Raw genomic sequence first — 19,215 nt, 5'->3', positions numbered from 1 at the left:
ACGACATGAGGGAGGGCGACCACGAATGACGGTGACCAGGACCCCACCCAGCGGGGACCGGCCCCGCAACAAGCGAGGCGAGGGCTCGAAACTGCGCGGCGACATCCTCGACGCGGCCACGCGGCTGCTCGTGGCCGGCGGACCCGAGGCCATCACCCTGCGAGCCGTCGCCCGCGACGTCGGAATCGCCACCACCTCGATCTACAGCCACTTCGCCGACCGCGAGGAGATCCTCGACGCCATCGCCGACCGGGGCTTCACCGAGATGGCGGACATCACCGATCGAGCCATGACCGAGGAGTCCGACCCGGTCGGATCGCTCCTTGCCGGCTGCCGTGCCTACCTGGGCTACGCCACGAACTCACCCCAGCTCTACACCCTGCTGTTCACGACCACGCTCGGACCGAGTCCGAAGCCCGGACTGCGCACGCCGAAGCCGTTCCAGTGGGAGTCGCAGTCCGGCGCGCGGCTGTTCCACAATCTCGTGTCCGGGATCCAGGGCTGCATCGACGCCGGCCTGTCCGACAGTGCCGACGCCTTCGCCGACGCCCTCGCGGTCTGGTCTGCCCTGCACGGCTACGCCGGGCTCCGCGCCAACCTGCTCTCGGTCCCCTGGCCGGAGGACGAGCGCACTTTGACCCACCTCGTGGGCGACCTGGCTCACCTACGCCGGTTGTCGGCGACCGACCAGGAGCGACCACGCCCGGCTGGCAGTGCTTGAGCCGACCCCTCGACCGTCGCGGTGGCGCCCCGGGGCGGACGAGTCATAAGCGGGAAGTATTCCAGGAGTTGGGCGCCAGCCGGTTGATCGCGCGGGTGCGGTTGGCAGCGAGGTCGAAGCGGCGGGCGATGAAGATCCACAGGTCGACGGCGACCTTGTCCGGCCGGGGATGTCGAGGGATTTTTAGCCTGTGGGCGGTCAGGAGCGCGATCAGCACTGCGGCGCCACCCGCGTTCAGGTCTACGGCCCAGGTCACCGGCTCGCCCTCGGCCAGTTCAAGGACATCGCCGAATCAGCTCGAGCACAGTCGTCTCGTCATTGGACTCGTACAGGATCGCTGGGGCAGAGGCCACTATGCCGAGGAGAGTCGCTGTGGAGTGCAAGTCCTGGCCACAGCCGTCAGCAGACAGCCCGGAAATTGGGCGGCGCGTCGAGCGTGGCCAGGCCGGTGACGAACCCTGGCCGGCCAGGACCTGCTCGAACTTGCCGAACGCTGCGGTCCCGGACACCGCCGTGGGCTCAGCTGCGGGCGGGGCGTTTGCCTGCTCCGCCGGTGCCCACGTCCGGCCGCCCGCCGCACCGAGGTGTGATCCCGTCCGATAGAGCGGAGGGGGTCACACCTCGGTTCGGGTGAGGTCAGCCCTTCCTGGCGAGCCGGACGATCTCGGCGGCGGTGGAGATCGCCGCGTCGACGTCCGGCACCGCGTACAGAGTGTCCACCATGAAGTGGTCGATGCCGCTGTGCTCGTGGACGGCCTTGAGGGCTTCCGCCACGGTCTCGTTCGACGTGCCGGTGTCCACGTTGACCCGCAGCACGGTGTCGATCGAGGACGGGTCACGCCCAGCCTCGCGCGCGCTCTGGTCGACAAGGGCTCGTTGCCCCACCAGGCCGTCGATGTCCAGCCAACTGGGCACGACGCACAGTGGCAGCCATCCGTCGCCACGCCGGCCTACCCGGCGCAGCGCGGGCTCCGACATCGCCCCGAGGTAGAACGGGGGCCGCGGTCGGCGAATGGGCTTCAGCGGTGCGTGGTGGGCGGGAACGAAGAGGTGGCGACCCTGGTACTGGGCCGGGTCGGTGGTCCAAATGGCTTCCAGCGCGTCAAGCGTCTCCTCCATGCGCGCGCCACGGGTGTGGAACTCGTAGCCGGTGGCCTCGTACTCCTCGGGGGACCAGCCGATGCCGAAGCCCGGCAGCAGCCGCCCGTTGCTGATCCGGTCGATGCTCGTGAGCAGGCGGCCGAGCTGGACCGGCGGGTAGAGCGGCGCGATCAGGACGTGAGAGCCGAGCAGGACGCGCTGCGTCGCGCTCGCCGCGACACTCAGCAGAACGAACGGGTCCGCGGCGGCGTTCAGTTCGGCCGGGATGGTGTCGCCCTGGCCTCCGTAGCCGATCTTCGGGCGCACGGCCGCCAGATTGCGGTCGCCGACCCAGAGGCTGTCCGCGCCGGCGTCCTCGACGGTTCGAGCGAACTCGGCCGTCCGGTCAATTTCGTCCGCCTGGGTGTGGAACTGAGGAAGCGCGAAGCCAATGCGCATGTGTGGGTGTCCTTGTAAGAGGGGCGCAGCCGGATCTGTCGCCGCTGATGAATCCTGCTGGACCGCGGGTCATATGAACCCCGATTCACGCACGGCATCGCAGCTCGCGCACACCGAGGCAGGACCGAGCCGGCGACGGCCCGGACGTGCGTTGCGGGCCAGAGGAACCACGCATGACGATAACCCCTGGTTACTTCAAGTTTCAAGTTACCGGCTCCTTTCAACTTGCCTCAGTGGTCGAGCAGTCGGCGTGACAGACGAATGAAGCCCCTGGCAGACGGGTTCACGAACAAGATCACCCGTACCACCAGAGGCTTTACGCACTTGTCCACCCGTCACCGGACTTGTCCAGCTCGCATCTTCGCTTCCTCGCCGCCCGTCTGCGCGAACATCACTGTGCGAACGGCAGTTCCGTCAGCCGGGTCCATCCGTTGGGCGCGTCCATTCGCCGGCCTGAGCGGTCGTGCCGCTGAAACGTGGGGGCTTGGGTGCCAAGGCAGGAGCGGTAGCCGGCGGCGTATTCGGGTCTTCCGCGGGGTGGGTTTGTAGCTTCTGTCACCGATGCTCACCGTGTGGCGTGGACGAACCTGCCGCCTCATGTCGACACTGTCAGCTGGGGGCAGAATGGGTTCATGAATGCCGATGGGCGCCGCGCGTCGTACCACCACGGGAACCTGGCAAGCGCTCTGGAGGAGGCTGGTGTCGAGCTCGCCCGCGGCGGCGGGCCCGACGCCGTCGTGCTCCGTGAGGCCGCCCGACGGGCCCGGGTGTCGGCCGCCGCGGCCTACCGCCATTTCGCGAGCCAGCAGGACCTGTTGGAGCAGGTCAAGCACCGTGCGCTCAGCATGCTGGCCCAGCGGATGCGCGCTGCACTGGCGGCGGTGCCGCAAGGGAGCGATCCAGGAGAGACCGCTGTCGCGCGGTTCAAGGCCGGATGCCGCGCCTACGTCGAGTTCGCCCGCGCTGAACCCGGTTGCTTCGCCACCGCATTCCGTCGCACTGCTGCCGAGCCGCCACCTGTCAAAGGCGATCCTGGCATGGTCGGCGACGAGGCGTTCCAGCTGCTCGGCTCGCTGGTCGACGCCCTGGTGGACACCGGGCGCATGCCGTCCGGGGCACGTCCCGGGGCGGATGTGGCGGTCTGGGCCACTGTCCATGGCATCGCCGTCCTCCTGCTCGACGGCCCCCTTCGCCATCTGCCCCAGCAGGTTCAGGATGCTGCGATCGACCGCACCTTCCGCATGATCGTGGACGGACTTGCATGTACCTCGGTTGATGAGGTTCCTGGACGGGCCGGGGATTGACGTCCGCATGTCCTGAGTGCTGGAGATCGGTTGACGCACGGGATGTCAATGTGTACGGTGTTCACATCAATGTATGGACTCTGCTCAGTGAGGGGGCCGTCGTCATGGCGGACCGCGTTCTGGTGACCGGCGGATCCGGTTTCGTCGCCGGATACTGTGTGACGGAACTGCTTGATCACGGATACTCCGTGCGGACCACGGTGAGGGATTCCGGCGATCCGGAGAAGTCCGCCCGTCTCCGCGAGCTCGGCGACGTGGAGGTGATGCCGGCGGATCTGTCCTCCGACGCCGGATGGGCAGAGGCAATGGAGGGCTGCGCTTTTGTCCTGCACGTCGCCTCGCCCTTCCCGGCTGCCATGCCGAAAGACGAAGCCGACGTGATCCGCCCGGCCGTCGACGGCACCCTGCGGGTACTGCGCGCCGCCGCGGACAGCGGCACGGTCCGCCGCGTAGTGCTGACGTCGTCTGTGGCTGCTATCGCCTCCGGGCATCCTGATGACCATAAGGTCTTCACCGAGGCCGACTGGTCAGTGGTGGACGCGATTCCGGCGTACGAGAAGAGCAAAACCCTCGCCGAACGCGCCGCGTGGGACTTCGCGGCGACCCTGCCGGACGGGGGAGGCTTCGAACTTGTCGTCGTCAACCCAGGGTTCGTGCTCGGTCCGGTCCGGCACGCACCGGTCGGGACGTCGGTGAACCTGGTCCGCCGGCTCCTCGCACGAGAGGTGCCCGCCTCGCCGCCCATCGGGCTCGCCGTAGTCGACGTGCGGGACCTCGCCGTGGCGCACCGGCTGGCGATGGAGGTGCCCGGCGCCGCCGGCAACCGCTACATCTGCGCAGGCGACAATACCTGGATGCAAGAGGTCGCCCGCATCCTGGCCGAGAACTTCGACGGGCTCGGGTTCCGTGTGCCGACCGGCAAGATGCCTTCCTGGCTGATCCGGCTGGCGGCACCGTTCAACAGCGAGATGCGGCAGGTCCGGTTCCTGGCCGGACATCCCGTGAGTGTCAGCGCGCAGAAAGCGCACAATGAACTCGGTTGGACCATGCGCCCCTTGCGCGACACGGTGGTCGACACGGCCACCAGCCTCGTCGAGACCGGCATCGTCCCGGCCCCCGCCTCTGCGCACCCGGCCCCGCCGGTTCCGACAACCACCAACTCCTAGTCAGAGACGGACCACGCGGCGTGGTGGCCCGGGTGGGTTCTGACGCCTGGGAGCTTCTGTTCGACCAAACCGCGCCTGGCTGGCCTGCACCCGTTCGTCCCGCTTGGGGCCCAGCATTCGGCCCCTCCCGGCGACCTGTTCCACCACCTGCGCGCCACGCGACTGACCTGTGTTTCGCCACTCCGGGCCACCGAGATCATCCTGCAGCTGCTCTGCTTGATGACGCTGCAGGATGAGGAGTGGGGCTTCAAGTACGTCGATGCGCGGGACCTGCCGGGCTTCGTGGACGGCACCGAGAATCCTACCGGGCAGGGGCCGTGCATGCGGTGGTGGTGGGCGCCGAGGCCCCGCAGCACGCCGGCGGCAGCTATGTGATCGTCCAGAAGTACCTGCACGACCTGGAAGGTTGGAACATGCTCGCGGCCGAGACGCAGGAGCGGATCCTCGGCCACACCGAGCAGACCAGCATCGAGCCGCACGCGGACGGTTCGCGCGTGACGTTCAACATGAACACCAATCCGTACGGTGGTGAGCATGACATCCTCCGCGACAACATGCGGTTCGGCAGCCCCGGCCGCGGCGAAGTTCGGCACTTACTTCATCGGGTGCGCCCGCACCCCGGACCTCTCCGCGCGGATGCTGCGCAACAGCTTCCTGGGCACGGCGGGGACGAGCCGCGACCGAATCCTGGGCTCCTCCACGCCCGTCACTGTCACCCTTTTCTTCACGCCATCGGCCGACTTCCTGGATGACATGCCGGCTCTCTCCAGGGTCCCGGCGGCCACCACCTCGCCGGAAAGCATCGCGCTCCCCGGCCCGCCGACGGCGGTCTCTGCATCGGCAATCTGAACAGGAGCAGCCTTCAGTGAACAATCTGCACCGCGAGCTGGCCCCTATCTCCGCCTCGGCTTGGGCCGACCTGGAGGCCGAGGCGACCCGCACCTTCAAGCGCCACGTGGCCGCGCGCCGGGTCGTGGATGTGCCGGAGCCCGGCGGCCTCGAGCTGGCCGCGGTCGCCACCGGTCACCGGGACCCGCTGGCGCCGCCCGCCGACGGCGTGATCGCGCACGCTCGCCGCTCGCAGCCGGTGATCGAGCTGCGAGTGCCGTTCACGGTGGACCGGGCGCAGGTGGACGACGTGGAGCGCGGCGCTCAGGATGCCGACTGGCAGCCGGTGAAGGACGCCGCCAAGCAGTTGGCATTCGCCGAGGACCTGGCGGTCTTCGAGGGTTACCCGGCAGCCGGCATCGAGGGCATCCGGGCGGCCTCGTCCAACGCCGAGCTGACCTTGCCCGCCGACGTCCGCGACTACCCGGACGCGGTCGCCCAGGCCGTCACCGTGCTGCGCCTGGCGGGCGTGGACGGGGCCTACTCGCTGGTGCTGAGCGCGGACTCATACACCGCGGTGAGCGAGACCAGCGACCACGGCTACCCGCTGATCGAGCACCTGCGGCGCCTGCTGGAGGGCGACATCATTTGGGCGCCGGCGATCGACGGAGCGTTCCTGCTGGCCACCCGGGGCGGCGACTTCGAGCTGCGCATCGGGCAGGACCTCTCGATCGGCTACCTGAACCACGACGCCACGTCCGTGCAGCTCTACTTCCAGGAGACGCTGACGTTCCTGGTGCACACCTCGGAAGCCGCGGTCGCCCTCCGTCCCGGCGGCCAGTTGTAGGGATCGCGGACATCGACGCCGACTACGCGGGCGATGCTCCCTTCCCGTTTGTTGGCGGTGCGCGGTCAGCGGGTGGCGCGAAGGGGTCTGCCGGTAGTGAGTGCAGGGGGTCGTCCGGCGGCTGCCGGGCTGCTTGGCTCGATGAGCTGTGCCGCACGCCGTCGCGGCGTCGGACACGGGGCTTGGATCGCAAAGTCCCGTCGAGGGAGGTGCGGGTTGTCTGCCGCAGGTGAACACGCCGTCACTCGAACTTGAGTTGGTTCGGGGAGGGGGCGTTGCCGGATAGGGGGCTTCCGCGTCTGTTCATCGTGGTCGTGTGGCGTTCTAGCGTGTTCTGCGGATGGCGTCGGTGGCGGCTTTGGCGATGGCGGCGGTGGCGTTGGAGGGCTGGGGCAGGTGGAGTGGGGTGGTCCCGGGTAGGTGGCGGGAGTTCGGGGTGAGGGTGAGCTGGAGTACGGCGCAGCCGGCGGTGGTGAGGTGTTTGATGCGGGTGACGGCTCGTGCGGTTTCGTCGCGGGTGTACTGGGCGTCGGTGACGATGACGAGGAGGCGGCCGGTGCCGGGGCGGCTGAGGTCGAGGCCGTGGTCGAGTGCGTCGATGGCGTTGCCGAGGTTGTGGTTGCCGCCGTTGGCTTTGAACGTTGTCACGCGGTCTGGTGCGTGGTGGGTGGGTCGGGTCAGTGCGGTCAGGTTCATGTCGTAGGCGATGGTGGCGGTGCGGGAGTCGGGGTCGGTCAGGGTGGCTGCGCGGGCCACGATCCAGGCGGCGGATGCGACGGGTTTGCACGCGGCGCTCATGGAGCTGGAGACGTCGACGGCGATGCCTACGCGTAGTGGTGGGGTGGGGGAGTTGCGGCGGCGGGTGTGGGTGAAGGGCTGTGCTGTGGGGATCGAGCCGGCGGCGCGCTGGGCGTCGCGGGCGAGGGCTTGGCGCATGTTGAGGCGGCCGGGCGGGGTGGGGCTGGTGGTCCGTTCCTCGGTGCGTTCGCGGTAGGCGGCGGCGCGAAGGGCGCGGCTCAGGCGCGCGGCGGCGCTCTGCTCGGCGGTGGTGGGCTGGCGGTGGCCGGTGATCGGGTTGCTGGAGGGCGCCGGTGTGCCGTCGGGGCTGACGGTGGTGCCGTGTGGGTTGAAGACCGACGTGGCGGTGGCGGCGGCCTTGCGTCGCCGGTCGGCCTGTTGGGCGCGGTCTTGGGCCTTGGCCCGGGACCGCGCGGCCGCGGCGTCGCTGGCGGCGGTGTGTGCGGCGAGGTCGGCCGCGTCGTTGGCGGCCATGTTGTCCATGACGACCGCCACGGCGCCGGACAGCAGATCGGTGAGGTCTTGCGGCGCGGCGGGCAGTTTGGGGGCAGCCGCGTTGAGGGCGTCGCACCAGTCCTGTGCGTGCGCGAGCATGGTGGCGGCGTCGTGGTCGGCGCACCGGTGGGCCGCGGTCCAGATGCCGGTGAGGGTGGCCAACAGGTCGGTGCCCAGGATCCTTTCGCACAGATCGGCGACGGCTTTGGTCTCGCCGGCGTCCAGGATGCCGGCGTCCCGGCGTCCGAGTATCAGGGCCGCCACGCCGGCAGCGTGCTCGACGCCGTGGAAGGCGGGGTTCGCGATGTCGGGCATGATCAGGGTGCGGGCACTGGTGCGCAGGTAGGTGCGATCGGTGGGCCGTCTGGTCAGATGGGCGCTCTCGACACGGCTCTCCTCCAGCAGGAGCGCGGCCTCGACAACTTGGGGTTCCGCGCCTGCCGGTTGCTCCCACACGGAGTGGGCGGCATGTGCGGCCTCGTGGACGAGCACTCCCCAGGCGGCGGGATAGTGCTCCTCGTCGCCCACGATCCGGGGACGGACCTGCTGGGGTTGGAGAGGTGCGAACAGGCCGGCGTCGAACTCGATCTCCGCCGAGCCGGGGAGGTAGGCAGCTGGTGCGCGGCTGCGGGTGCCGGGGCGGCAGGTGACGAGCTGGTCCTGGCGGCCGGAGAGGGCGACGAGGCGGTCGCCGAGTTCGGCTCCTACGCGCAGCCATGCGGCCGGGGAGGAGCGGGACTGTGGGGGCGGGGCTCCGTCGTCGTCCCAGCGCGCGAGGTCGACGGCGTCCTCGCGCGCGGCGGCGGAGGACTGGACGTGGTGACGGGCGCTCATCGCGAGCTCCGGCGCCCAGCTCCGGCGCTGCCCGGGTGCTGCCGGGCGGCCGACGCGCTCGCAGCGGACAACTGCCGGCCCAGGGTCAGGGGCGCGACCTGGCCGACGCCGACAATCTTCCCGACCGCCTCGGCGACGGCGTCGCGGTCCTCCACAGGAGCGATGCCGATCAAGTTCGCGAGCGCGGCCCTGGTACCGAGGACGGCCTCGGTCTTCTGGTAACTGAGCAGCTCCCGCAGCTGCGGTGCCCAGCCCGTCTCGCCGAGTTCCACCTGCCTCGCGAGATGCCTGGCGACACGGACCACCCGGGCATCGATCCGCAGGGCCAAGGCGAGATCGTAGTCCGTGCCGACCTGGACCTGCACGCTGAACCGGCTCGCGAGCGCCTCGGTCAAAACGGCGCCGTGCACGCCCGGGTTGTGGCCTGCCACCACGTAGAAGCCCGGCTCGGCCTTGATGGTCTCGCCCTTGTGGGCCTTGACCTGGATCTGGCGGCGCCCGTCCATGGCCGGGTAGAGAGCGGCCAGCACCTTCGGCGAGATCAAGGTGGCGTCGTCGATCAGCAGGGCCCGGCCCTCGGTCATCGCGGCGACCAGCGGACCGTACTGGAACGTGTAGCCCCCGCTGTCTCCTTGCGTGTACTCGCCGATCAGGTCGCCGACCGTGGTGTCGCCGTCGCCGGCGACGGTGATCAGGTCGGGGAACGCGGCCTCCACCAGGGACGTCTGCCGGTTCCCGGGGGACCGTAGAGCAGCACAGGCACGTCGGCGTCGCGTAGACGGTTCAGCGCCTCGACGTCGGGCAGGTCGGCCAGTTCCCGGGGGTGGTAGAGCTGGCCGCCCGCGCGGCGGATCGGGCCGCCCTGCTGGGGCGTGTTCGCTGCGGTAGCGCGGGTGCGGGGCGTGGCCGTTTGGGCGCGGGGAGAGTGGGTTCCCGGTGGGCTGATCACTGCTGCTTGCGCGGCTGCGGCGGTCTTCGCGTTCGCGCGGAACTGCGGCTGTCCGGTGCCGTGCTGGTCGGCTTCGCCGCGTTTCGCCAGGGTCAGGGCGGCGTTGCGGACCGCACCGTGGGAGTGGCCCAGCTGCCTGGCCATGTCCCCGATGGTGAGTTTGTCCGCAGGCCGGTCGGCCAGTAGCCGGGCCACCTTGGCCCGAAGTTCGCCGCCTTTGGTGCGCGCTGGAGTGGCGGGCGGTACGGGTGTGGTCAGAACGAGCGTCCTTCAACGAGACGGCGTGCGGGCGGGATTGGCAATGCAGGCGCGGCGGGCGGCCTCGGCGGGGAGGTCTTGTCGCGGGTCTGTGGGGGCATGCCCAGAAGGGCCGTGCCGCCTGTGTTCACCGGCCGGCCGGGTGCCCGGCCCGCAGGCACGCGGTTGCCGGCAGCGAGCAGCTCGTCGGCTGCCGAGCAGGCCCGCGGCTGCGGTCCGTGCCGGTTTCCGTCGGCGGGCAGGCTCAGCCAGGAGTCTCCTCGAAGCCGGCCTGGAGCAGGATCCGCCGGGCGGCGGCGTTGTAGCCGGTAGTGGTGATCTCGCCGGTGCTGGCGTGCCGGATTGCCACGAATGGCTGGGCTGCGCGGTCTGCCGGCGACGCCGCCTCGTGGACAGCCGAGGGGACGACGAGGGTGCGGGTCGCCGACAGGGCTTCGAGCGCTTCCCTGCGGCAGTCGGTCAGGCCCTTCAGGTCCTCGTCGATCCTGGCCAGGGCGTGCATGAGCGTGTCCGCGGGGGCGGAGTCCTGGCCGGGGTCAGGCTCGTCGAGGCAGGGTCCGACCGCCGTGCGGGCACGGGCGACAAGCCGATGGGCGGCGTGGAGCAGGCCGCCGTCCTGCAGGAGGTGTTCCAGGAGTGGGGCGAGCTGATCGGTGCCGACTGTGGTGAGGTGGCCGGCGAGTTCGTGCACGGCCGCGGCGCTGGCCTTGACGTTGCTGACGGAGTCGAGGGGATGCGCGGTCAGGATTCCTCCGTGATGTTTCCTTCGGGACGTGGGGAGTTTGGGTGGCCGGTGCCGGCCGTGTCCTGGGGTGCGGGACTCGGCGGTGCGGGGCCCGGGAGTGCTCAGCGCGCGCGGCCGGGCGGACGTATGTCGGGGGCCTTCGGCACACCGGCCGGGCGGTTGACTGCCGCTGGGCGGACGGGCGGGAGGGGGCCGGCCCTGTCGGCGAGACGGTCGCGGCACCACTGGAGGGCTTCGTGCATCGTGTCGAAGCCGCCCTCGCGCAGGGTGTGCGTCCAGGTTTCGGCATCGATCTCGTGGACCAGAACGCGGAACGGCGACGGCGCCGGCTCGTCCAGGGCGCGCAGGGCCACAACGATCACCCGGTCGCCAGGGTTGTCGCTGGTGTAGGAGTAGCCCAGGGCGAAGTGGTCGCCGTCGCCGGCGAGGCGCTGCTCCAGCGACCGGGTGGCCTCGTCCGCCGGCGGCGGGCCCAGGCCGGGGTCGAGGCCGATGGCGTCGGGCGGGCAGCCCCGGTGGACGAGCCAGGATTGCGCCATCGCGGGCAGCGGCAGCCGCATGTACTCGAAGTCGAACGTCTTGTTGTCCCGGTCCCGGCGAAGATGCAGCGCGACGATCTCGGGCGTCCCTGGGCGATCGTAGGTGGCGGACTCGTCGCACAGAACGTAGTAGCTGTGCCCGTCCGCGGTGTGATGCTCGGCGAGGGCAACGAGGTAGTCCTGGTCGGCCGCAATGTGTTCGTCGAAGGCGTGGTTGACCTGGTCGTCTGGGCCGAAGTCGGCGAGGTGGAAATCGACTTCGGGAAACTGCGTGCTGGCCGGGCCCGGGCCGGGACGGTGGCCGCCGGCGGCTGCCGGAGCGGTGGGGGCCAGTAGGAGACCTTTCTGTGGAATTCGGCGCCGCCGCAGTGGGGTTACGGCGATACGCCGGGGCAGCGGGCCCCGGCGCGAGCGGGTGCACGTCACGACCTTCTCGGGCGCGGGGCTGCTTCTTCTCTCCCTCCGTCGGTCCGTCGGTCCGTTCGGCGGTGAGCGGTCATCGGGCGGTGCGGGAGGGCGTGCTGGTGGTCAGCGCTGGGGAACGCGGCACGGCAGCGGCGGCGGGCGGGGACGCGGTGGTGGGTGGGGGTGCGCGTCGGCGGGTGCGTATGCGGGTGAGGGGGGCGAGGGCGCGTCGGGCGGCGGGGATGAGGTGGTGGGGGGCGTGTGCGGGGTTGTGGGTGAGGGCGGTGATCTCGTGTGCGGCGGTGTGGGCGGTGGTGAGCAGGGCGCGGGTGTAGAGGTGTTCGGCCCAGTGCTCGGCGGAGCCTGCGGGGTGGCGGAGGAGGTTCAGGACGTGGGTGGGGTCGGTGCCGTTCAGGAGGGCGTGCTGCTGGGCTTTCCACAGCAGGGTGATGGGGTCGATGGGGTCGCCGTTTCGGACCATGGCGGTCAGGCACCGGTACAGGCCCTGGTGCAGGGGTACGCGGAAGTCCTCGGGGCGCAGCCAGTTCAGGTGGGCGAGGTCTTCGGGGTGGGCGGTTGCGGCGGCGAGTAGGAGGCGTTCGGCGTCGAGGTCCTCCTCGGCCGGCGCTTCGGTGGCTGCCGCCGGGACTGCTTTGGGGACGGGTCCGGGTTGTTCCACGAGGACAGCCGCCGCCTCCTCAACTACCCACCCGGACCCGGTCACTTGGGGCGCAGCGAGACCGCCGTCCTGCTGATGAGCAGCCTGATGCGCGCCGGCGGCCTCCACTGGTTCGAGCAGGGCGATGTGTGGGCCAAGGTCGCCGAGCTACGCCCCGGGACCGACCTCCTCGCGCCCGAGCGCTCCGCCGCGCTCGTTTCGGCGATGCGCACCTTGATGACCACCGAGGCCCGCAGCCTGTGCCGCGAGGGCGGTCCGCTCGACGGCCACGCCGAATGGATCGCCGCCTTCGAGCGCGCCGGAAGGACCCTCGCCTACCTCGCCGCCCATGGCGGCCTGACCCGCGGACTACGCGCCGTCATCGCGCACCACGTGATCTTCCACGCCAACCGTGCCGGTCTGCCATCCGAAGTCCAGCACGCCATGTCCCACATCGCACGAAAGGCAGTCATGGGATCGAGTGACATCACCGCGCCAGCAGCAGGACCGGGATCCGCGGCCGATAGCGTCAGCGCGGTGAACACCGACACACTCCAGGCCGACGCCGAACAGCTCCGCAACGCCCTGGTGGACCAGATCCGGGCCGGCGGCCACGCCCGCATCCCCGCCGTCGAAGCCGCCCTGCGCGCCGTCCCCCGCCACGCGTTCGTCCCCGACGCCTCACTGGCCGACGCCTACGCCAACAGCCCGGTCAACATCAAGTACGACACCGACGGCACGTCGATCTCCTGCGCCTCCCAACCCGGCGTCGTCGCCCTCATGCTGGACCAACTCGAAGCCCAGCCCGGCGAGCGCATCCTCGAACTCGGCGCCGGCACCGGCTACAACGCCGCCCTGATCGGCCACCTCGTCGGGCCGACCGGCCACGTCACCACCATCGACGTCGATGACGACCTGGTCGAAGGCACCCGCGCCCACCTCACCGCCGCCGGCGTCACCAACGTCACGGCCGTGACCCGCGACGGCGCCCTCGGCCACGCCGAAGGCGCCCCGTACGACAGGATCATCGCCACCGTCGGCGCGCACGGCATCCCCCACGCCTGGCTCGACCAACTCGCCGACGGCGGACGGCTCGTCACCCCGCAGCGCCTCACGGGCAGTGTCTCGCGCTCCATCGTCTACGAGAGGCGCGACGGCCGGTGGGTGTCCCTCGGCTCGGAGATGAACACGTTCATGCCGCTGCGCCGGGGCATCGCGGACGACGACCGCCGCGTCATCCCGCTCAGCGCGGACGGCGCCGTTCGACTCCAGGCCCCGGCCGGCCTGGCAATCGACGCCGACTCCCTGGCCGGCGTCCTGGACCAGCCGCGCGTCGAGGAGTGGACCGGGATGACGGTCCGCGCCATGGAGAGCCCCGAGTGGATGGAGCTGTTCGTCTCCTGCTCCCTGCCCAGCGGCCTGATCCGGATGCTCTTCCCCCAGACCGCCAAGGGCACGGTGCTCACCGACGACCCCTACCCCTCGGCCACGGCCGCCGTGGAGAAGGGCGCGGCCACCTACCTCGCCCGCCGCCTCTCCGACCGGACGACCCCCGAGGGAGGCAGGCTCTGGGAGTTCGGCGTCATCGGCCACGGCCCCGGCAGCGACGACCTGGCCGCCAAGGTCGCCAACGCCATCCGCACCTGGGACCGCGAGTACCGGGACCGCGAGGCGACGTTCGAGATCCTGCCGCTCGACGGCCCCGCGGTCGAGCGACGGCCCGGAACCTTCGTCCTCGACACACCGCTGAACCGCATCCTCGTCACCTGGCAGTAACCATCCGGCTGTGGGGTGCCCGCCGACCGGCCGGCACCCCACCCGGCCCCGCGCACTCCTCGCCTTCCTCACCTCCGAGGGGGACCTGATGGACCCGAACGGACCCATAGCCCGCTTCCCGCTCATCTCCCGGTTCCGGCCCGCATGCCTGCCCCTCCCACAGCGCGTGAACGCCCTGGCCGAACTCGCCGACGCCGCAGCCAGTAACGCTGACCAGGGCATGGCCTCCGCGGTCTACAACCAAGCCGCGCTCCTCGCCTCCGACCTCGCCATGCCCGACCTCGCGCGGAAGATGTGCCACCAGCACGCCGCCGCATACCTCCACGCCGCCCCCTTGCCCGCGATGACCGCGATCCGCGCCCTCGAACCCGTGGTGAACCTCGCCAGACTCCAGATCCGTGCGGGCCACCGGGACGACGGCCGCCACCGTCTGCTCAGGCTCTACGAGGCCGTCACCACCGGCACCAGCGCTCAGTTCGAGGGAGTCCACGTGCCGGCCGACCTCACCCTCAGCGACACCGACCGCCACGAGGTGCGTGCCTGGCTGTGGCGCGTCCTCCTCGCCGACGGGACCCGCACCCTGACCACCGCCGGCCGCTGGGCGGAGGCACTGGCCCACATCGAAGGGCACCGGGGCGTCGGGCAGCGGATGCTCGACGGCCGCCAAGTCGCCGTCCTCGCGACGCTCAACCGCAACCCTGCCGACGCCGCCGCGCTCGTCGCCGAGACGGCTCCCGGCGAGCCCTGGGAGAGCGCTGTCACCGGCTGCCTCGGCGTGATGTGCAACCGTGCCCTACTCCGCCCGGTCAGCCCGCTCCTCGACGCGCTGGTCGACGGCTACATCAAGCACCAACCCGAGCGCGGCACAACCGTGTTCGACACCCGGCTCGGCCTCACCATCCTCGACCTGCTCGACCCACACCAAGACGACGCGGCGCACCAGATGGCCGAAGAACTACACCGCAGGACCGTCACGGCGACCGACGGCTACGTCGCCCGCGAATGCCTGGCCGACCCCAGCTTCACCGCCCTCGTTACGCCCCATCAGGCCCAAGTGGCCCGCGAACTCGTCCGCGCGTGCGCACTGCGAAGCGGCACCCTCCCAGAGCCCCGCGCCACGCAGTTGACGAAGGCCCTGCGGATCGCCGACAAGGTGATCCGGGACAGCGTCGGACACCCCCACCCGCAGTCGGAAGGGACCGGCGCGCACGTGGAGGTGTAACGCCCGACCAGCTAGCGAGTCCTGACAGGGAGGGAGACCAGTCCGCGCACTAGGCGGGTGCGGCGCCACTCGAGTTGGTCGGTCGGCACGGCGAGTCTGAGCTGGGGGAAGCGGCTCAGGATCCCTCGCAGGGCGATGTCCGCTTCGGCTCTGGCGAGGGCGGCGCCGACGCAGCGGTGGATGCCGTGGCCGAAGGCGAGATGGCCGGCGGCGTCGCGCTCGAGGTCGAGCAGGTCCGGTGCCGGGAACCGCCGCGGGTCGCGGTTGGCGGCTCCGAGAGCGACCAGCACAGGGACATCCGCCGGGATCTCGGTGGCGCCGATCGTGAGGGCCTTGGTGGTGTACCGGAACGTGGCTGTGCTGACAGGTGAGTCGAAGCGCAGCAGCTCGTCGAGGGCGGCCGGGATGCGCTCCGGGTTGCTGCGCAGGCGTTCCAGCTCGGCGGGGTGCTGGAGGAGCGCCAGGGCGGCGTTGCCGAGGAAGTTGGTCGTGGTCTCGTGGCCGGCGACCAGCAACAGCACCGCCAGGGAGACCAACTCGTCCTCGCTGAGGTGGTCTTCGCCATCGCGTGCCGCGATGAGATGGTCGAGGAGCGAGTCGCCAGGCCGTGTGCGCTTGGCTGCGATGAGCCCGGTCATGTACTCGGCCAAGGAGTGCGAGGCCGCGTCGATGAGGTCGGGCTCTCCGGCGGCGAACAGCTCACCGGACCATTGCCGGATGTCGGGCCGATCGGACTCTGGGACGCCGAGCAGTTCGCAGATCACGATGACCGGCAGGGGGACGGCCAGGTCGGCGACGAGGTCGACTTGCTCGCCCACGGGCCACCGGTCCAGCAGGCCATCGGTCGTCTGGGCGATGAACGGGCGCAAGCGTGCGATGGCGCCGGTGGTGAACGCCTTGGTCACCAGCTTGCGGAGCCGGGTGTGCCGGGGCGGATCGGTGGCCAGCATGTTGTGTGCGACCGCCGGGTGGAGTCGCCGGCGTGAGCCTTTGTCGGCGAAGAAGGCGGCGGTGTCTTTCGACAGCTGCGGGTCTGCCAGGGCCTGACGGGCTTCCTCGTAGCCGAGAACCAGGTAGCTGGTGTGCCCGCCCGAGCCGGTGGGCACGGCCTGGACCGGGCACGCGGAGCGCATGGCCGCGTATGCGGCGTAGGGGTCGTGAGTGGGTTCGGGCATGTGCTCAGGCTCCAACGGGTGTCTGGTCGTCGTCGGCGACACGCGCAGAGTGGTGCGCGTAGGCGTCGGCTACCTGGAGGAGCCACTGGGTCTCCCCGCGCAGGTCCTTGCGGGAGGCGGCTTCCGCCGACGGCGGGGCGACGTTCTCGGCGAGGCGGCCGGCCATCCTCGCTGCCAGTGCTGCTTTCACCATGGCGGCCTCGACGATCGCGGCCTTCTCCTGCGGCCCAGCGCCGGTGGTTCGTTGGACGGTCTCAAGGACCTGCTGGGAGCGGTAGGGGCGAAGGGCGAGGATCCCGTCGCTGATCTCGACGACCCGCCGCTGGAGCAGGAAGTCCGCGTCGGCCGCCTTGTCCTGGAGGGGTGCGGCGGGCAGCACGATCTCCGGCATGGCGGCTGACAGGTCCTGCCAGAGCGGGCCGAGAGCGTCGAAGGAGCGCGTCTCCCAGCGGTGGCGGCGGGCCTGACTGATGGGGTAGACCACGGCGGGCAGCGTCAGGCCGATGCAGATCAACAGCACCGCCAGGGCGGGGGACGTCACGCTGAAGACGCAGGGCGTGGCGACCAGCGAGGAGCATTCGGTGTGGTCGTGGATGAGGTGGAAGCCGAGGCCCAGGGAGACCAGGACGGTCAGTTTGTACGCGGTGTACACCAGGGCGAAGGCGCAGCCGGCAGCTGCGAGGCGCAGGCCGATCCGGACGCTGCTGCGGCGGGCCGATTGCGACTGCCGCACAGCCTGCTGGGCGAAGTCGACGATGGCGAAGCCGAGGTAGGAGATGAACAGGAGCAGGTAGAGCGCGTACACCTGCGGTGAGCGGTGGGTCATCTGCTCGTAGGCGAACAGCACCGTCATCCCGAGAGCTGAGGCGGCGAAGAGGACCAGGCGCAGCCGGATGCGGCGCCGGGCCTCGGCGGGTTCGAGGTTGAGCTGGAAGGACACCGCCAGGACGGCGGTGGCCGCGGCCAGCGAGGCGCAGTTGCTCAGTAGCCGGGCCACGTGCGGCACGACCGTCTCGACGGCGTTCTCGACCAGCGGCGAGTAGGAGGCGAAGGCCAGGGCGAACGAGCCGAGGAGCGCGCCCGTGGCCCAGGTGCCTGTGGGCCGAGGCGTACCGCGGCCGAGGACCCAGTAGCCGGCAGCAGCCGCGAGCAGGCAGGCCATGCCAAGGAAAACGGCGTTCATCGTGAGCGGAACCGGCCTTTCTTGATGGGTTGGGAGAACAGTGCGTCCCAGCTGTCCGACCCTCTTCCGGGCTGGCGGGCAGGGGTTTCTCGTCCGCGGTAGATGCGCTGACGGATAATCGTCGCCATCGTTTCCGCTTCAAGTTCGTCGGCCGTCGAATAGCTCGTGCGTCCCGACATGCGCATCACCAGCGTGGGATTCACCCCGAGGGCACGCGCGGCTTCCGCGTCGACCTCCAGGCTGCCGGGATGGTCGCAGTACACGTGGCACAGCTCATGGGTGAGGATGTGCCGCTGGTGGTGGACAGACGTGCCCTCCTCGTAGAAGAGGAGGTCGACCGTCGGCGTCTCCAGCCGGATGCCGCATGGTGCGTCGACGGCGCCGAGCGTCTTCAAGGGTTTCAGCACGATGGGCTTGCCGCGAAGCGCTGTGATGGCATCACGCAATTCGCGCGTACTGAAGCGATGGGGAAGTCGCAGGCGGTCGACCTGTTCCTCACACCATTTGCGTATTCCACCCTCGTCGGATTCCGGCAAAGGCAAAGCAGTCCCCCCTCGGCCTGGGCTGTGCATCGACGTGCTCGTGGTGATGGCACGAGGATGCCAAGGGGTAGCTGGCACTCACGCTTCCTGGAACTCGCAGTTCCAGTTACGGAAGGTCATCAACCCACGAAGCGTGCCACCTGGGGTACTTGGGGCGTGTGGGGCGTTCATCGCGACGTCCCTTCGGCGATCTCTTGTGGGGACGGGGGGTTGCGGTGGCCGACACGTGCAGGTGGAGTGTCGACCCGCCGTCATGTCTGACTACGCCGAGCGATTGCTTCATGATCCTTTGACGGTTACTCAGGGCGCGTCGTGACCCAAATCACCTGGTCACGCGATCTAGTCTCACTTCATGGACTCCCGGGGCGGCCAGGGCGACAACGACGATCCCGGGGGTGAGTCCCTGCCTGAGCTGCTGCGTTCGTGGCGCAGGCGCGCCGACCCGCGGACTTTCCCCGGCCTTCCTCTGCACGGACGACGCGGCGAGGGCCTGACGCACAGTGACGTGGCGCGGCTGGCCGGAGTGAGTGCGCGTTGGTACGGCTCGCTGGAGCAGGGCAGGGAAGCCGGCTACTCTGCCGACTTCCTCGACCGTGTCGCGGCGGCGTTGCGGCTGAGCCGCGCGGAGCGACACGCGCTCTACGTGCGAGCTGTGGGGCGTCCGCCGGCGCTTGCCGCTGTGCCGGAGGCGGACGCGGCCGCGGAGATGGACGAGGTGCTCCAGCGGTTCATCGACAATCAGGCGCCCGACCCCGCTGTGGTGACTGACGTGGCCTGGAACATGGTCGGCCACAATGAGGCCGCACGACTGTGGTTCCCCGGGGCGGTGCGTGAGGCCAACCAGATGCGGTGGACGTTTCTCAGCCCCGAGGCCCACGAGCAACTCGTCGACTGGGAGCAGGACTGGGCGCGCCCCTACCTCGGGCAGCTCCGGTACGAGCGAGCCAACCACCCGGACAGCGAGGCTCTGCGGCGCCTGGAGCGGGACATCCTCGCGGGGTCCCCGGCCGCGCGGAGGATCTGGGACCGACGGGAAATGGTCGACCATGGTGACGGTGCCCTGCGTCGGCTCAAGCTGCCCTATCACCGAGGGCGCGAAGTCGCTGTCCGCACCGTCAGCCTGCGGCCCGCGCGAAGCGACCGGCTCCGCGTGATCGTGCTGATGGACGAGGGCCCAGGCTGGGCCGGCGCCTGATCGGCTAGTGCTCGACCAGCGGGTGAAGGGCTGGCC

Annotated in this window: 16 protein-coding genes and 3 pseudogenes; 9 read left to right on the top strand and 10 right to left on the bottom strand. The window is 70.3% G+C overall.

What is annotated here, in order from left to right:
* Nucleotides 1–25: 25 nt before the first annotated feature.
* Entirely contained in the window at nt 26–721 is a 696-nt protein-coding gene (locus tag BLR33_RS33730) for a TetR/AcrR family transcriptional regulator (protein WP_093788763.1), read from the top strand.
* Nucleotides 722–764: 43 nt separating this feature from the next.
* Here the strand turns inward: BLR33_RS33730 and BLR33_RS34910 are convergent, their stop codons facing one another.
* Nucleotides 765–977, bottom strand: coding sequence for an IS110 family transposase (locus tag BLR33_RS34910; RefSeq protein WP_143031813.1), 213 nt, complete (start codon nt 975–977; stop codon nt 765–767).
* 380 nt (nt 978–1,357) lie between these two features.
* On the bottom strand, nt 1,358–2,260 hold the full coding sequence (locus tag BLR33_RS33725; RefSeq protein WP_093788761.1) for a TIGR03619 family F420-dependent LLM class oxidoreductase: 903 nt from the start codon (nt 2,258–2,260) through the stop codon (nt 1,358–1,360).
* Nucleotides 2,261–2,832: 572 nt separating this feature from the next.
* Here BLR33_RS33725 and BLR33_RS33720 point away from each other — a divergent pair.
* The 5 genes and pseudogenes from BLR33_RS33720 to BLR33_RS33700 all read left to right on the top strand — a co-directional run bounded on the left by BLR33_RS33720 (nt 2,833) and on the right by BLR33_RS33700 (nt 6,405).
* On the top strand, nt 2,833–3,564 hold the full coding sequence (locus BLR33_RS33720; protein ID WP_245771851.1) for a TetR-like C-terminal domain-containing protein: 732 nt from the start codon (nt 2,833–2,835) through the stop codon (nt 3,562–3,564).
* Nucleotides 3,565–3,668: 104 nt separating this feature from the next.
* A complete protein-coding gene (locus BLR33_RS33715; protein ID WP_093788757.1) occupies nt 3,669–4,730 on the top strand; it encodes an SDR family oxidoreductase in 1,062 nt (353 codons plus the stop codon).
* Between the two features lie 239 nt (nt 4,731–4,969).
* Nucleotides 4,970–5,305, top strand: a pseudogene (locus BLR33_RS37255) (hypothetical protein); the annotation flags it as partial.
* Nucleotides 5,265–5,579 carry a Dyp-type peroxidase domain-containing protein gene (locus BLR33_RS37250; protein ID WP_143031812.1) on the top strand — a complete coding sequence of 105 codons (315 nt, stop codon included), beginning with the start codon at nt 5,265–5,267 and terminating at the stop codon, nt 5,577–5,579. The pseudogene BLR33_RS37255 and the gene BLR33_RS37250, both read left to right, overlap by 41 nt.
* 16 nt (nt 5,580–5,595) lie before the next feature.
* Complete coding sequence (locus tag BLR33_RS33700) at nt 5,596–6,405, top strand: family 1 encapsulin nanocompartment shell protein (RefSeq protein WP_093788751.1); 810 nt, start codon at nt 5,596–5,598, stop codon at nt 6,403–6,405.
* Between the two features lie 324 nt (nt 6,406–6,729).
* Here the strand turns inward: BLR33_RS33700 and BLR33_RS33695 are convergent, their stop codons facing one another.
* The 5 genes and pseudogenes from BLR33_RS33695 to BLR33_RS33675 form a co-directional block, all read right to left on the bottom strand.
* On the bottom strand, nt 6,730–8,532 hold the full coding sequence (locus BLR33_RS33695; RefSeq protein WP_093788749.1) for a vWA domain-containing protein: 1,803 nt from the start codon (nt 8,530–8,532) through the stop codon (nt 6,730–6,732).
* Nucleotides 8,529–9,676 (bottom strand): annotated as a pseudogene (locus tag BLR33_RS33690) (AAA family ATPase). The gene BLR33_RS33695 and the pseudogene BLR33_RS33690 overlap by 4 nt, the downstream one beginning before the upstream one ends.
* A 190-nt stretch (nt 9,677–9,866) precedes the next feature.
* A pseudogene (locus tag BLR33_RS33685) lies at nt 9,867–10,088 on the bottom strand (hypothetical protein).
* 497 nt (nt 10,089–10,585) lie between these two features.
* Nucleotides 10,586–11,356, bottom strand: a complete 771-nt coding sequence (locus BLR33_RS33680) for a hypothetical protein (protein WP_093788777.1) — start codon at nt 11,354–11,356, stop codon at nt 10,586–10,588.
* Between the two features lie 163 nt (nt 11,357–11,519).
* Nucleotides 11,520–12,107 carry a DnaB-like helicase N-terminal domain-containing protein gene (locus BLR33_RS33675; protein ID WP_176930771.1) on the bottom strand — a complete coding sequence of 196 codons (588 nt, stop codon included), beginning with the start codon at nt 12,105–12,107 and terminating at the stop codon, nt 11,520–11,522.
* Nucleotides 12,108–12,152: 45 nt separating this feature from the next.
* On the opposite strand from BLR33_RS33675, the gene fxlM reads away from it, so the two are divergent.
* Both fxlM and BLR33_RS33665 read left to right on the top strand, forming a co-directional pair.
* Nucleotides 12,153–13,862: a methyltransferase, FxLD system gene (gene fxlM, locus BLR33_RS33670; RefSeq protein WP_245771849.1), complete on the top strand. Its 1,710-nt coding sequence runs from the start codon at nt 12,153–12,155 to the stop codon at nt 13,860–13,862.
* A gap of 88 nt (nt 13,863–13,950) precedes the next feature.
* Nucleotides 13,951–15,084 (top strand): hypothetical protein, encoded by a 1,134-nt coding sequence (locus tag BLR33_RS33665; RefSeq protein ID WP_093788775.1) that lies wholly within the window; start codon nt 13,951–13,953, stop codon nt 15,082–15,084.
* Between the two features lie 11 nt (nt 15,085–15,095).
* Here BLR33_RS33665 and BLR33_RS33660 read toward each other — a convergent pair whose 3' ends face one another.
* Genes BLR33_RS33660 through BLR33_RS35520 form a run of 3 tightly spaced genes read right to left on the bottom strand, consistent with a single transcriptional unit; the run spans nt 15,096 to nt 17,978 of the window.
* The gene (locus BLR33_RS33660) at nt 15,096–16,259 is read right to left on the bottom strand and encodes a cytochrome P450 family protein (protein ID WP_093788745.1); all 1,164 of its coding nucleotides are present in this window, start codon (nt 16,257–16,259) and stop codon (nt 15,096–15,098) included.
* A gap of 4 nt (nt 16,260–16,263) precedes the next feature.
* Nucleotides 16,264–17,442, bottom strand: coding sequence for an MAB_1171c family putative transporter (locus tag BLR33_RS33655; protein WP_093788743.1), 1,179 nt, complete (start codon nt 17,440–17,442; stop codon nt 16,264–16,266).
* Entirely contained in the window at nt 17,439–17,978 is a 540-nt protein-coding gene (locus tag BLR33_RS35520; RefSeq protein ID WP_245771848.1) for a regulator component, read from the bottom strand. Before BLR33_RS35520 ends, BLR33_RS33655 begins: the two co-directional genes overlap by 4 nt.
* Before the next feature lie 358 nt (nt 17,979–18,336).
* On the opposite strand from BLR33_RS35520, the gene BLR33_RS33645 reads away from it, so the two are divergent.
* Complete coding sequence (locus BLR33_RS33645) at nt 18,337–19,179, top strand: helix-turn-helix transcriptional regulator (protein ID WP_093788741.1); 843 nt, start codon at nt 18,337–18,339, stop codon at nt 19,177–19,179.
* Nucleotides 19,180–19,215 lie beyond the last annotated feature (36 nt).

The organism is Actinacidiphila guanduensis (assembly GCF_900103985.1).
Taxonomy (GTDB): domain Bacteria; phylum Actinomycetota; class Actinomycetes; order Streptomycetales; family Streptomycetaceae; genus Actinacidiphila; species Actinacidiphila guanduensis.
The sequence above is the reverse complement of the archived record's forward strand: the minus strand, read 5'-3'. Positions and strand labels throughout refer to the sequence as shown.

Excerpts from the sequence above, each read along its gene's own strand:
- BLR33_RS33665 (WP_093788775.1), top strand. The coding sequence starts at position 13,951 with ATGGACCCGAACGGACCCATAGCCCGCTTCCCGCTCATCTCCCGGTTC.
- BLR33_RS33645 (WP_093788741.1), top strand. The coding sequence starts at position 18,337 with ATGGACTCCCGGGGCGGCCAGGGCGACAACGACGATCCCGGGGGTGAG.
- BLR33_RS37250 (WP_143031812.1), top strand. The coding sequence starts at position 5,265 with ATGACATCCTCCGCGACAACATGCGGTTCGGCAGCCCCGGCCGCGGCG.
- BLR33_RS33660 (WP_093788745.1), bottom strand. The coding sequence starts at position 16,259 with ATGCCCGAACCCACTCACGACCCCTACGCCGCATACGCGGCCATGCGC.
- BLR33_RS33655 (WP_093788743.1), bottom strand. The coding sequence starts at position 17,442 with ATGAACGCCGTTTTCCTTGGCATGGCCTGCCTGCTCGCGGCTGCTGCC.
- BLR33_RS33695 (WP_093788749.1), bottom strand. The coding sequence starts at position 8,532 with ATGAGCGCCCGTCACCACGTCCAGTCCTCCGCCGCCGCGCGCGAGGAC.
- BLR33_RS33725 (WP_093788761.1), bottom strand. The coding sequence starts at position 2,260 with ATGCGCATTGGCTTCGCGCTTCCTCAGTTCCACACCCAGGCGGACGAA.
- BLR33_RS33715 (WP_093788757.1), top strand. The coding sequence starts at position 3,669 with ATGGCGGACCGCGTTCTGGTGACCGGCGGATCCGGTTTCGTCGCCGGA.
- BLR33_RS33730 (WP_093788763.1), top strand. The coding sequence starts at position 26 with ATGACGGTGACCAGGACCCCACCCAGCGGGGACCGGCCCCGCAACAAG.